Raw genomic sequence first — 13,979 nt, 5'->3', positions numbered from 1 at the left:
CAATATGTCGCTGAAAATCGACTTAATCGTGAATTTACGGCAAGCAGACCTAATGAAAAATGGGTAACAGATGTCACAGAGTTCAAATTAAAAAGCGGAAGAAAAATATATTTAAGCGCTATTTTAGATCTTTATGATAGCTCTATTATTAATTATGTATTGGGACATTCAAACAATAATAAATTGGTATTTCAGACATTGGACCAAGCTATCAATATATTAAAAGCGAATGAACAACCATTGATTCATAGTGATCGGGGGTACCAATATACATCACATGGATTTAAGAGAAAAATAGAAAAAGCAAACATGATTCATAGTATGTCCCGTGTAGGGAAATGTATAGATAATGGACCGATGGAATCATTTTGGGGAACGTTGAAATGTGAAAAGTATTACTTACATAAATATGAAACATTTGAAGCCTTACAACAGGCAATAGATGAGTATATCCAATTTTATAATAACGAGCGTTACCAAGAAAGGTTAAACGGCTTGAGCCCATTGGAATACAGGATTCAAGCCGCTTAAGGTTTTTTATTATTTCCACTGTCTACTTGACAGGGAGCTGTTCAAGATTGATCAAAATGGATTCTTCTTTAGCATATTTAAGTTTCGGTTTTATAAAAAAGTTTGATCATTTTTCATCTTAGATTTTCCAAAATAGCGCCCTTTTCTTGAATAAACAAATCAACATGAAATTAATAAATACCTTTGAGTTTTACTCTGTAAATGTTATTTACCTTTACTCTAAAGAAACTGCATTTTTTTAATAAAAATGCGGTTTCCTCAAAATTAATAACCACTCAGACCGTTTAACTTCAACATTAAAATGTTGTCTTTACTACTTCTTCGCTTGTCATATAGTCATCATCGATTCTTAATTGATTTCCTTCATTTTCAATAAGCCAATTTTTTTGTTTTTCATTGTACTTTAGTGTTATTAATTTCTTTAAGAACTTTTCCTGCAAAAGAGAAAGATAACCTTCTTCTGATTTTTCATGATATTCAACCGGAATTTCAAGAAGATAGCTCCCTTTATCAATTCGACATGTTACTTGTGAAAAATCGATTCTAGTGCCTAAGGCGTCGCCTTTAAAATAACGTATATTACCATCATAACGTTCAATGGTTTTTGTGTACTCCAATTTCAAATGATCTGATACATTTGTTAACTGATTAGGGTCTTTGTTTACTTTGGCTGCGATTGAATTCTTGTAAAAATCATTTATCACTGTTGTAATCTGTTTTTTTATGGTCTCATCTACTATTGGATTGGGTGCTAAATTATATTGCTTTTTCGATTTGATTTCAACTTTCTGTAGTTCACTTTTCCCTTTACCCCACGGAAATTCCGTTACTCCTTGTAACGTAATGCCATCTTTTACAGGGCCAAATTGAACATCATCTTCAATTTCTTTTGTTTTCTTACCATTTACCAATAAAGTGGTTGGAATATCGATGCTAACCGGTACTGTTTCACCGGAAAAGTTCAAACTCGCTGTTTCCTCAAAATCGTCTATATCAAAAAGTGTGACCTTTTCTTGATCCTTAACAGTTACATAATCAAAATTTTTTTGCCCTTTAATAACGTATACACCCGGTCCAAATGTACCTAACATGATTGATTCCTTATCCATGTCAATATTTTTGTCATTTAGGATAACTTTTGCTCCCTTTTCTCCATTCACTTTTAGCTTATATCCTCGTGCTTTAAGAATGTATTTATCGCCAAATAGGCTGTCTTCTTTGGTTATGTAAAATGGACCGATACTTGAAATACTATTACCAGGATATAATTGGGAAATTTTATTATTCGATATTCCTTCAGTTTCATAGTAACTTGCCTGTGCATTTAATAACATTATTTGATCTTTGAAATCGCGTTCTTCTTCATTCAAGTAATTAATAATACTTTTAGCGCTATTTTTATCCCATTGTAGCCCTTCATCGACCGTAACCAAATCCATCAACCCTTCGGCATCCCCACTTCTAACCTTTTCTTCAAATTCAGCTGAAAGATCCGATGGGGAAGGTGATTTGCCTATTACTAAAAAAATAATAATTAATACAGCAACAGTTGGTATTCCAAAGATTAATAATTTCTTTTTCATAAAATCCCCTCCTCTAATTCTCATCATTCTTATAATATGTGGGAATCTTCAGATTCATAATGGATATTTAGAATTTTAAAATCTATAAAAAAATGATGTGGAGTAACTTTATTGCTACTCAACAGTTCCTTAATCCGCCTTTCAGTTCAGACCTTCTTTTCACTATAAAAACACCCCTTTAGATAAACAGATCCAATGGGGCAAAACGTCGCGACTTTATTTAAAACATCGCATCTTTTTTATAAACTTCGTGACTTTATTTCAAATCCACAGTAGTGTAGCTATCTTTGCTTGGTGGGGAATACAAGCTTTTAGTTTCTTTTCCATCGTTATTTTAATCATCATAATAACTACAATTAGTTGGGATGTGTTTTCTAGAAGTTGTATAGATAAAATAATTATTTTTATTTTGGTTTTATCTATAGTTGGGGCTTGGCCAGCAGGATGATTTGTTGGAATAGGACAAATTGCTTACCCGGCCGATGTTTATTCAATAAAGCCAAAAGTCATGGTTCGTTTGCCATTGAATCAAGCTGTATTAGTAGGATGGGGAGGGGATGAGCTGGATACGAATTATCACGCTTGGGCACCTAATCAACGCTGGGCATACGACCTTCTCATTCCGCCAGCTGGTATAAAAAGCTCGAAGTTAGAAGATTACGGTATATATGGTGCGGAGGTAGTAGCTCCGGCTTCGGGAACAGTTATATCGGTTCATAATGATGAACCGGATTTGAAACCAGGAACTGATGATTTTGATTCGATGACAGGTAATCACATATATTTACGCTTAGAGGAAACTGGAACATACTTAATCCTTGCTCATTTGCAGAAAGGATCAGTACAAGTGAAAGAAGGGCAATATATAAACGAAGGAACAGTGATTGCAAAAGTGGGGAATTCAGGGAATTCCAGTGAACCGCACCTACATATACACCATCAACGACAAGATCCATCTAAGACGAGTTTGTTTCTTTCAGAAGGATTACCATTGTATTTTCGAGATATAGAGGGAACAGCTATGCCAAATGGAGGAGTCCGTTTGAAGGATGGTAAAGAGGTATCGATAGGGGATGTCATTTCACCTAAATGAAACAAAAAGGATGTGATACAAATGTGTATCACATCCTTTTTGTTATTGTCCTGTAAATGTTTGATACAGTAAGAAAATATTTAAAGCGATAACTAACGCAGCAATTAGCCAAGCAATTGTATTTGTAATACGATGATTCACTAGCGCGCCCATAATGTTTTTGTTACTTGTAAACAGAATAAGCGGTACTAATGCAAATGCAATCCCAAATGATAATACGACTTGACTCATAACGAGAGCGTAAGTTGGATTTACCCCTAAAGCGATAATAACAAGAGGTGGGATCATAGTAATAAATCGTCTTACATATAAAGGAATATGCATACGGATAAATCCTTGCATAATAATATCACCAGACATTGTACCGACGGAAGAACTAGATAAACCAGCAGTTAATAATCCAATTCCAAAAAGGCTAGCTGATACAGGGCCAACTAAGTTGCTAAACTCATTAAAAGCAACGTCTAAATCTTCAACATGTAAGCCGTTTTTGAAGAATAGAGCGGCTGCTACGATGAGCATACTTGCGTTAATTGCTCCAGCAATCACCATTGCGATAATAATATCAATGAATTCGAAGCGGAAAATCTTTTTTCGTTGTTCATCTGTTGTACCGACTACGCGGCGCTGCGTTAAAGCAGAATGCAAATAAATTGCATGTGGCATGACTGTTGCACCTAAAATCCCAGCTGCAAGTAAAATACTATCTACACCTTGAAATTTAGGAATAAATAGCCCTGAAAGAAGGGGGCTTAGCTCTGGTTTTGCGTAAAATACTTGTACACCAAACGCTACAACAACGATAAAGACCATTCCTGTAATAACAGCTTCTAATGGACGAAAGCCTCTGCGCTGAAACTCGAGTATAATAAATGATCCAACTGCGGTAATTAAAGCAGCGGGTAACATTGGAATGCCAAACAATAAATATAACCCTAAAGCCGCACCGATAAATTCGGCTAAATCAGTAGCCATAATCACGAGTTCACCTTGTATCCATAAGCCAATTGAAACGGGTTTTGGAAAGTGCTCACGAGCGACTTCAGGAAGGTTTTTTCCAGTTGCAATCCCGAGTTTTGCTGATAGTGATTGAATTAAAACGGCCATTAAATTGGAAGCGAGAATGACCCAAAGTAGTAAGTAACCGTATTGTGATCCAGCTGCAATATTTGTAGCAAAGTTCCCAGGGTCAATATAAGCAACAGATGCGATGAATGCTGGTCCTAGAAAAGGTAATAATCTCTTTATTCCTTTTGTTTCACCACTTAAAGCGAGTTGAGCAGATTGAACTGTTGTACTTTGTGAAGGAGCTTGTTCATCTTTTGTTATAGCTTTATTCATAGTAGTTTTCCCCTTTAGTTTCTTAGCTTAATGCAATCATTGTATGTATTCGTATTAGTTATTTCAATACATTTAAATATTTTTAGTTGATGTTTTTATTTGAACATAAGTGTTTCCTTAATGCAAATTATATGACTTAACGCAATAAAAGGTGCATTCGAAATAACTATGTAACAAAAATAAACGAGGAAGCCTAAATACAGTTATAACTTTTGGAATTGTAGGAGAATAAAGAGAGTTGACCTATAATATGGAATGGAAAAGGGTGTTTTTTAATTGTAAAATAGGATTCACAGCATATTAATTGCTGGAAACGAATTTGTATGTTATATAATATATTGGGATTACATCACAACCGTAGTGGATTGTTATGTAATCTCGTTTTTCATTTGCGTTAACTTCTGGGAAAACATTGTAAATAGGAGAAAGTTATTTGAACAATAGTTAACATATCTTTTCTTATTCTTATATGTTCCGATATGATCGTTAACTTATACATGATTTTAAAATATCGAATTTAGATAGGTGGTAAAAATAAAATGTTAAATCCAAAACCATACAGAGTGTTATTGTACTACATGTACACAACAATTGAGAATCCGGAAGAATTTGCAGCTCAGCATTTAGAATTTTGTAATTCACTTGAGTTAAAAGGAAGAATTCTTGTGGCAACAGAGGGAATTAACGGAACTGCTTCAGGTACTATTGAACAAACAGAGAAATATATGGAAGCAATGAAGAACGATCCACGTTTTGAAGGGATTGTATTTAAAGTAGATGAAGCGGATGAGCATGCGTTCAAAAAAATGCATGTGCGTCCTCGGTCAGAGCTTGTTACACTTCGCCTAGAAGATGATATCAATCCGAAAGAAACAACAGGTAAGTATTTAGAACCAAAAGAGTTTTATGAAGCAATGCAAGAAGAAAATACAGTTATCATTGATGCAAGAAACGACTATGAGTTCGATTTAGGTCATTTTAGAGGTGCAGTTAAACCTGATATTCACTCTTTCCGCGAATTACCAGATTGGATTAGAGAAAATAAAGAAATTCTCGAAGGTAAAAAGATTTTAACGTATTGTACAGGCGGTATTCGTTGTGAGAAGTTTTCAGGCTGGTTAGTTCGTGAAGGGTTTGAAGATGTAAGTCAGCTTCATGGCGGAATCGTAACATACGGAAAAGATCCAGAAGTACAAGGTGAACTTTGGGATGGTCAATGTTACGTATTTGATGAGCGTATTGGTGTACCAGTGAACCAAAAAGAACATGTTATTGTTGGAAAAGACCACTTTACAAAAGAACCATGTGAGCGTTATGTAAATTGCGCAAACCCAGAATGTAACAAACAGATTCTATGTTCTGAAGAAAATGAGGCGAAATATTTACGTGCTTGCTCACACGAATGTCGTGTCCACCCGCGTAACCGTTATGTGAAAGAACATGAGTTAACAGAAGAGCAAGTGGCTATCGCATTAGCAAAAATTGAAGAAGAAAATCAAGTGAAATTAGGATAATCGTTCACTTTAATAAAAAATGGATCTTCTCGTAAAAGAGAGGATCCGTTTTTTATTTCTATTTAGATAATGAAAAAGATTACACATTGCTTGTTTGCAGCAGCTTGTTCATATAGTTCTTGAATTTCTAAAAAGTAACTATAGGTATATTCTAATATTTCATCTGGGCCATCATCTTCAACAAGTGGATAAAGTTGTTCATCCATTAATTCTTGAAAGTTGAACATGTTGTTGAAATCAGATTTGTTTAAATCTTGTATTGCAGAATAAGCCTCTTCGACTTCACTAGCTGTAAGATAAAACGTACCGAGAGAATCGTTATCTATGATGGAATCATTAAGTGGTACGACATGTCCAAGTGGTGGTTCGCCTCCGCCAATTTCACCACATAAAATAAAATGGAGTAATTACCATGACTTATCGATATCTAACTCAGCTTCTTTAAAATAAATATCTAACTCATTGGTTTTGATTTTACTTAATTCTTCATCTGTAACTAATATATACTGTCCAATCATCCCCATAATAGCCAGCTCCTCTAAAGATTTTGAATTTAGTATATCATTTTTTATAGGTATGGATAGAATAAGTACTTTGAAAATAAGGGGAGGAAAGGGTATTTCAACTCCTTTTTAAGGGATGAGGAAATACAGATTACTTCTGGTGAATCAACACAAGAAAAGTGTTTAAATAAAAGAGTAGGTCATAAAATTTTTTGACTTACTCCTTTTATAATTATTCATTAAGAAGCTAAAACTTAATTGTTATAAGGATGTTATGGTTTTTTTTGGATTTTTATTTTTTATGAAGATATTTTCTTAGTCTCGTTAATTAAAGTTTCACTTTATTAGTAGTTAGATTTCATATTGAACAAGTAATGAATCAAAAATCTCCATTTTCGTATTATTGATATTTGCTAAAAAGAAGAGCAGCTACTTACTCTTGTTATAATCAGATCTTGTTAAACCGTAAACAACAGTATCTTCATATACTTCCCAGTACAAACAACTTTGTTTAAATGTTCATTCTTGTGTCAATCCCAATTTTGCATGACTTTAGAAGAGGCAGGGTTTTTAGTGAAAGCTGTCCCCCTTATCCATAGCTGTATGGGTAGAGGGGATCCACTCTTCTGCCCAGCCATCTGGATAAGGGTGAGGAATAATTGTAGTAGTTTTCGCCACCTCTTTATCTCCTGCTAATTCTTGAACTTTAGGAGCATCATTTAATTCAAATGGGCGTATGGTTAATCTCTTAGATAAGAACATTGGATATTGCATTTCTTCTCATCCTTTCTAACTATACAAGTTTTTACTAAGTGTATAATACATAAATTGAAATGTGACTAATCTATTCGTTAATAACATAATGAATAATATTATATAGTATATAGCCCTTAACTTTTGTTAAAAAGTTGAATTTTCTGTTTGTTTGATGGATCAGATGTATAATATAGTTATGCTACAAGGATGTAAAATTTTCATGTTTGGAAAAGAGGAGTTTTATATGCGTATTTTAGTATTAGGAGCTGGAGGCGTCGGAGGATATTTTGGTGGACGTTTAGTAGAAAAGGGGGAAGATGTCACTTTTCTCGTTCGTAGTAGGCGAAAACAACAATTAGAAGAAAAAGGTCTCGTTATTCGGAGTACGAATGGAGATTTTTCATTTCAACCCAAATTAGTAACGAAAGAAGATGTCGTTTCTCCATTTGATGTAATTTTATTCTCAACAAAGGCATATCACTTAAAAGAAGCAATACTAGATTTGAAGCCGTTTGTAGGTGATCATACAGTTATAATTCCGCTACTAAACGGTATTGCTCATTTATCACTTTTACAACAGGAGTTTGGTGAGGAAAAGGTTAGTGGTGGTTTATGTTTTATAGAGACAACTTTAAACGATGAAGGAGAAGTCGTACAAACCAGTGTTGCTGATAGACTTGTGTTTGGAGAAATGAAACACCATGATTCAGCAAGGATACAACAAATTGCTACAGTATTAACTGGAACGAAAGCGAGTTTTGTTCTAAGTGAAAATATTTTGCGAGATATGTGGCATAAATATTTATTTATTACAGTAATGTCAGGTGTGACGACGTTAATGCATGCACCGATAGGACCGATTCGCGAAAGTGATGGTGGCCGCGATTTTCTTCGAAGTGTATTTGAAGAATCAGCACAGATTATGAAAGTATTTGGTGCTCCGATTCAAGAAAATATTGTTGAGGAACATATGAAGACAATTGATAAAATTTCTTATGATATGAAGTCATCTATGCAGCGAGATATGGAAAAAGGTTCGTTAATTGAAGGAGAACATTTGCAAGGATATTTATTAAAATTAGCAAAACAACTTCGTGTAGATGCACCATTATTGAAAGCGGTCTATCAAAATTTAAAAGTATATGAAGAAATGACTTTAAATAAAGAACCGGTATAGTTTTTATAGCACCGAAATGATTGAAGGATAGAAAAAGTATCATTACTTTTCTATCCTTTTTGTATTCGGCGGGTGAAAATTTTTGTTTACTTTTTTAAAATAAAGGAGTATTATAATCCACAGTTTCAAATTTCTAAATCGCTGAAACCGCATGGTACGGGGGACCCGTTTTTATGGATTATTGCATAATCCAAGGGGTGAATCCTTGAAAAAGGTAGGGCTACTCATAGGCCCGAATCCGACAGCTAACCTCGTAAGCGTTATATTGAGAAGGAAGGTGGAGCTTGTGCGACAAAAAAATTGATGTCTACAAGTCTATTTGTTATGGCTTGTAGACATTTTTTTGTTTTCTGAAAAGATAGTTTATTAGCTTTAACTAGCAAAGAATTGTTCGTACAAAATTATTGGAGAGTGGACAGCAGTGGTTTCATCTATAAAAAGATTTTTAATTGGAAGACCGTTAAAATCAACCGAATTAGGAGAGCAAAAGCTTAACAAAAAGAAAGCGTTAGCTATTCTTTCTTCTGATGCTTTATCATCAGTGGCATATGGTCCAGAGCAAATATTAATTGCCTTAGCGACAGTGGGTGCGTTAGCATTTTGGTATTCCATTCCGATTGCAATAGGAGTATTAATTCTGTTAACAGCTTTAATTTTATCTTATAGACAAATTATTTTTGCGTATCCTCACGGCGGGGGAGCGTATGTAGTATCAAAAGAAAATTTAGGTGTGAATCCAGGGTTAATAGCTGGAGGATCCTTATTAGTAGATTATATTTTAACAGTTGCAGTAAGTGTATCGGCAGGTACAGATGCGATTACATCTGCCTTTCCTAGTTTACATGAACACAATGTAATTATTGCGATTATATTTGTATTATTTATTACAATATTAAATTTAAGAGGAGTAACAGAGTCCGCTTCTGTTTTAGCATATCCAGTTTATTTATTCGTTTTAGCATTATTTATATTAATAGGAGTAGGAATATATAATATTGTAACTGGTCACGTTTCACCAAATTTGCATACGCCAATTGGAACACCAGTTGCTGGTATCAGTTTGTTTTTGTTGTTAAGAGCATTTGCATCAGGTAGTTCGGCTTTAACAGGTGTTGAAGCAATTTCTAATGCAATTCCAAACTTTAAAGATCCAGCCCCTAACAATGCAGCAAAAACATTGCTGGCGATGGGGGCTTTACTGGCTGTTTTATTTTCTGGAATTGTTTATCTAGCTTATTATTACGGAATTACTCCTAGCAAAGAAGTAACCGTAGTTTCACAAATTGCTGAGCAAACATTTGGACGGAATTTTATGTACTTTTTTATACAAGGTACAACAGCTTTAATATTAATTCTTGCTGCTAACACCGGCTATTCAGCATTTCCTTTATTAGCAGTTAATCTTGCGAAAGATAAGTTTATTCCAAGAATGTTTACGATTAGAGGCGATCGATTAGGCTATTCAAACGGTATTATCATACTTGGAATTGCTTCTATTATTTTAATTATTGCGTTTCAAGGTCAAACAGAACATCTTATCCCGCTATATGCAGTAGGGGTATTTATTCCATTTACGTTATCTCAGACTGGAATGGTAGTAAAATGGATTCGTGAAAAGCCACAAGGGTGGATTTTGAAATTAACAATTAATTTAACAGGTGCCGTTATTAGTTTTATCGTTATGAGTATGTTCTTTTTAACTAAGTTTGCACAAGTTTGGACTGTGCTTGTTTTCTTACCTGTTATCATTTTTATTTTCCATCGAATTAAAAAACACTATGAAGCAGTAGGAGATCAGTTAAGCCTTAAAACTTGTGAATCAATTGTGCCAATCGAAGGGAACGTAATCATCGTTCCTGTAGCCGGTATGACTCATGTAGTAGAAAATTCATTGAATTATGCAAAGTCTCTTTCACCAGATCAAATTATCGCCGTATATGTTGCATTTGAAAGAGAAGATGAAAAGAATTTTGAAGAGAAGTGGAAGAAATGGCAGCCTGAAGTTAGACTGGTGACACTTCACTCTCATTACAGAAGTATTATTCAGCCACTGACCAAATTTATTGATACAGTTCAATATAAAGCAAGTGAATCAAATTACCGGGTTACTGTAGTAATACCGCAATTTATTCCTAAGAAAGGCTGGCATAATATTCTTCATAACCAGTCGAGCTTATTAATTCGTGCATTCTTGCTTTATAAGAGAAATGTAGTTATTACGACGGTACCTTATCACTTGAAAAAATAAAGAATAATAGATTTTTTTGATAGCTTTACTTGGGTAAAGCTATCTTTTTATATTTGCGGAATAATGTATATACTATGCATAATTGCATATCGGAGAAATAATTATATTAAAATAATTTTATTTCGAATTAATAAGCAGGGCTTTCTATTGTTATTTATGGGGATTTAAAGTAGATGAGCCTCTTTGATTTTATTGTGGAATAAGGACATGAACTTTTGAAAATAAAGGGAATTAAAATACTTCTTTACGATGAAAAATAGCTGTGTTTAAATGAGGCTACAGTATAAAACTTGAATTTAAATAAAGTGACTTGTTCATACTTTGACAAATTTTTGGTAAAAAATGAATAATATTTTTATGTAATATATTCAATGTATGAATGTGAAAATCTTTGTAAATAGCAAAAAATATACAAGCTTATTCATTGTTTAAAAGTATGATGAGTAGTTAATATGATATTTCTTAAGTTCAAGCAAGTACTGCAATTTAATTTTATTAAATTGAGAGAGGTGGGTATTCAACGAATTATGATGAGAACGTTTTCTGTTTTTACCTATTACAATGTACTCGAAAAATAGAACACGAAAATGAAATATAAATAGCTACTAATACATGAGGAGGAGTTAGAGTGAAAAAGACTTTCATAACAGGGTTATTGGTTACAGCAATGTCTACAAGTTGTTACACTTCTGTAAGCGCTTACAATGAAGGAGGGCAATCTGAACTGAAGCCAACATATGTACAAAACGTAATGGCTGCAAATACATTATCAAACTCGATTAGAATGTTAGGATCACAGTCACCTTTAATACAAGCGTATGGATTAGTTATTTTACAACAGCCAGATATTAAAGTAGACGCTATGAGTAGTTTGGCGAATCATCAAAAGTTTGCAAAAACGAATGTCCGTGAATGGATAGATGAATATAATCCGAAATTAATTGATTTAAACCAAGAGATGATGAGGTATAGTACAAGGTTTAATAGCTATTACAGTAAATTATATGATTTAGTAGGAAAAGTAAATGAAGATGAACAAGCAAAGGGAGAATTTGTAGGAGCGTTTAGTAGACTTCAAAGTCAAGCACAAACAATTCAAGATAACATGGAACAAACTTTACTTGAGTTAAATCGTTTTAAAGCTTTATTGGATAAAGATAGTGTAAGCCTATCTCAAAAGGCTGAAACAGCAATTCAGTCATTAAAAGGTTCAAATGGAGATATTGTACAAATAAGAGCGGATATTAAAAGAATTCAAGAAGAGATTCAAGCGGAGCTTACAAAAATTTTAAATAGACCAAATGAAATTATTAAAGGCTCGATTAATATCGGGAAGCAAGTTTTTACAATTACGAATCAAACAGCTCAAACAAAAACGGTAGATTTTGTATCAATTGGGTCTCTTAGCGATGAAATTGTAAATGCTGCTGATAGTCAAACAAGAGAAGCAGCTAATAGAATTCAGCAAAAGCAAAAAGAATTAATTCCGCTTATTCAAAAGTTATCACAAACTGAAATTCAAGCGACAGAAATTATTTTTATTGAAGATCAGGTGAAAAGTTTCACGGAGCTAATTGATAGACAAATTACGACTATAGAATACTTGGTTAGTGATTGGAAGGTACTAAATGAAAATATGCTTCAAATGAAATCCAATCTTGAAACAAGTGTTCATATCGATAGTAGTACACTTCAAAGACAATTCAGTCAGCTTAAAACAGTAAGTGATGAGGTGAAGAAACAAACAAATCAATTTGAAAATTACGTGGCAAATGTAGAAGTACATTAAATATAAGTAGATAATACCTCACAATAATTAATAAATATAGGGAGAGAAGAAAAATGACAAAAAAACCTTATAAAGTAATGGCTCTATCAGCAATCATGGCAGTAGTGGCAGCCGGTAATATTCTGCCAGCACATACATATGCATCGGAAAGCCCAACAAAACCAATTCCGATTCATGCTAGTGCATCAGATGCATCGGACAAGTACTCTGAATATTCATTAGGGCCAGACGGTCTTAGAGACGCAATGGAACGAACAGGTTCAAATGCTTTAGTAATGGACCTATATGCTTTAACAATTATTAAACAAGCAAATGTTAATTTTAATGGTATAACGACAGTTGATGATTCTTTAAAAACAAAAGTTGTTCATCATCAAGATGTGGCTAGAGGAAATGCAAATCAGTGGTTAGATACAATTAAACCGCAATTGATTTCTACGAACCAAAATATTATTAATTATAATACGAAATTCCAAAATTACTATGATACGCTAGTAACTGCTGTAGATAATAAAGACAAAGCAACACTAACAAAAGGACTTACAAGATTATCTGCTAGTATTACAGAGAATAAAGAAAAAGTAGACAAGTTAGTGGAAGGCCTAAAAAAATTCCGAAATAAAATGACAGCAGATACACAAAACTTTAAAGGTGATGCCAATCAATTAACGTCTATTTTAGCAAGTCAAGATGCTGGAATCCCACTTATGCAAAATCAAATCACAACGTATAATGAGGCGATTGGTAAATATAACGCAATTATCATTGGCTCATCAGTTGCAACAGCTTTAGGCCCAATTGCTATTATAGGTGGTGCAGTTGTAATTGCTACTGGTGCAGGGACTCCGCTAGGAATTGGACTCATTGCAGGGGGGGCAGCAGCGATAGGTAGTGGAACAGCTGGTATTGTTTTAGCGAAGAAAGAACTTGATAATGCGCAGGCAGAAATCCAAAAGATAACAGGACAAATTTCGCAAGCTCAATTACAGGTAGCTGGATTAACAAATATTAAAAATCAAACTGAATATTTAACGAATACGATCGATGTAGCTATTACTGCACTGCAAAATATTTCAAACCAATGGTATACGATGGGATCAAAATATAACTCTTTACTTCAAAATGTTGAATCTATTAGCCCTAACGATCTTGTTTTCATCAAAGAGGATTTAAGTATTGCGAAAGATAGCTGGAAAAATATTAAAGATTATGCTGAAAAGATTTATGCTGAGGATATTAAAGTAGTAGATACAAAAGCGTAATAAATCACTAATGCTTTATATAGAGATGCTTGATAATTTTTTCGGATATATAAAGTATGTGATGCAGGTCTCCTGTTCAATTTTGAGCAGGAGATTTTTAATCTCATTATTCGTGAACAGAGAGACATAGAGAATGGTTGTGATAAAGAGAACTTCAGTTAATAGAAGTTGCACTTAATACA

At 33.8% G+C, this 13,979-nt stretch carries 10 protein-coding genes, 1 pseudogene and 1 riboswitch; of the genes and pseudogenes, 7 read left to right on the top strand and 4 right to left on the bottom strand.

The window, feature by feature from the left end; genetic code table 11:
- Positions 1-531 (top strand): IS3 family transposase (locus AC1M36_RS10235; protein ID WP_479845815.1); only part of this gene is annotated, 531 nt, incomplete at its 5' end.
- A gap of 296 nt (positions 532-827) precedes the next feature.
- On the opposite strand, the gene AC1M36_RS10230 is transcribed toward AC1M36_RS10235, so the two are convergent.
- Positions 828-2,114 carry a TcaA 3rd/4th domain-containing protein gene (locus tag AC1M36_RS10230; protein ID WP_336454162.1) on the bottom strand — a complete coding sequence of 429 codons (1,287 nt, stop codon included), beginning with the start codon at positions 2,112-2,114 and terminating at the stop codon, positions 828-830.
- Positions 2,115-2,346: 232 nt separating this feature from the next.
- Between AC1M36_RS10230 and AC1M36_RS10225 the strand changes: the two are divergent.
- Positions 2,347-3,207, top strand: a pseudogene (locus tag AC1M36_RS10225) (M23 family metallopeptidase).
- 42 nt (positions 3,208-3,249) lie between these two features.
- Here the strand turns inward: AC1M36_RS10225 and AC1M36_RS10220 are convergent.
- A complete protein-coding gene (locus AC1M36_RS10220) occupies positions 3,250-4,548 on the bottom strand; it encodes an Nramp family divalent metal transporter (protein WP_336454163.1) in 1,299 nt (432 codons plus the stop codon).
- A 539-nt stretch (positions 4,549-5,087) separates the two neighbouring features.
- Between AC1M36_RS10220 and trhO the strand changes: the two genes are divergently transcribed.
- Positions 5,088-6,062, top strand: a complete 975-nt coding sequence (gene trhO / locus AC1M36_RS10215) for an oxygen-dependent tRNA uridine(34) hydroxylase TrhO (protein WP_336454164.1) — start codon at positions 5,088-5,090, stop codon at positions 6,060-6,062.
- A 62-nt stretch (positions 6,063-6,124) separates the two neighbouring features.
- Here the strand turns inward: trhO and AC1M36_RS10210 are convergent, their stop codons facing one another.
- Both AC1M36_RS10210 and AC1M36_RS10205 read right to left on the bottom strand, forming a co-directional pair.
- On the bottom strand, positions 6,125-6,457 hold the full coding sequence (locus tag AC1M36_RS10210; protein WP_336454185.1) for a DUF1877 family protein: 333 nt from the start codon (positions 6,455-6,457) through the stop codon (positions 6,125-6,127).
- Between the two features lie 678 nt (positions 6,458-7,135).
- Entirely contained in the window at positions 7,136-7,339 is a 204-nt protein-coding gene (locus AC1M36_RS10205; RefSeq protein WP_420792384.1) for a GNAT family N-acetyltransferase, read from the bottom strand.
- Positions 7,340-7,565: 226 nt separating this feature from the next.
- Here AC1M36_RS10205 and panE point away from each other — a divergent pair, with 226 nt between their 5' ends.
- The 4 genes from panE to nheB all read left to right on the top strand — a co-directional run bounded on the left by panE (position 7,566) and on the right by nheB (position 13,797).
- Entirely contained in the window at positions 7,566-8,498 is a 933-nt protein-coding gene (panE, locus tag AC1M36_RS10200) for a 2-dehydropantoate 2-reductase (protein ID WP_336454165.1), read from the top strand.
- A gap of 129 nt (positions 8,499-8,627) precedes the next feature.
- Positions 8,628-8,773: riboswitch (cyclic di-AMP (ydaO/yuaA leader) on the top strand.
- 146 nt (positions 8,774-8,919) lie between these two features.
- Positions 8,920-10,746: an APC family permease gene (locus tag AC1M36_RS10195; protein ID WP_336454166.1), complete on the top strand. Its 1,827-nt coding sequence runs from the start codon at positions 8,920-8,922 to the stop codon at positions 10,744-10,746.
- 628 nt (positions 10,747-11,374) lie between these two features.
- On the top strand, positions 11,375-12,535 hold the full coding sequence (nheA, locus tag AC1M36_RS10190; RefSeq protein ID WP_479845814.1) for a non-hemolytic enterotoxin subunit A: 1,161 nt from the start codon (positions 11,375-11,377) through the stop codon (positions 12,533-12,535).
- Positions 12,536-12,588: 53 nt separating this feature from the next.
- Entirely contained in the window at positions 12,589-13,797 is a 1,209-nt protein-coding gene (gene nheB / locus AC1M36_RS10185) for a non-hemolytic enterotoxin subunit B (RefSeq protein ID WP_431613232.1), read from the top strand.
- Positions 13,798-13,979: the final 182 nt, after the last annotated feature.

This window comes from Bacillus sp. Medicinal_06, from assembly GCF_056711665.1.
Note: the sequence above shows the minus strand (reverse complement) of the source record. Positions and strands in the feature narration are given on the sequence as shown.

Excerpts from the sequence above, each read along its gene's own strand:
- AC1M36_RS10230 (WP_336454162.1), bottom strand. The coding sequence starts at position 2,114 with ATGAAAAAGAAATTATTAATCTTTGGAATACCAACTGTTGCTGTATTA.
- AC1M36_RS10220 (WP_336454163.1), bottom strand. The coding sequence starts at position 4,548 with ATGAATAAAGCTATAACAAAAGATGAACAAGCTCCTTCACAAAGTACA.
- trhO (WP_336454164.1), top strand. The coding sequence starts at position 5,088 with ATGTTAAATCCAAAACCATACAGAGTGTTATTGTACTACATGTACACA.
- AC1M36_RS10205 (WP_420792384.1), bottom strand. The coding sequence starts at position 7,339 with ATGCAATATCCAATGTTCTTATCTAAGAGATTAACCATACGCCCATTT.
- panE (WP_336454165.1), top strand. The coding sequence starts at position 7,566 with ATGCGTATTTTAGTATTAGGAGCTGGAGGCGTCGGAGGATATTTTGGT.
- nheB (WP_431613232.1), top strand. The coding sequence starts at position 12,589 with ATGACAAAAAAACCTTATAAAGTAATGGCTCTATCAGCAATCATGGCA.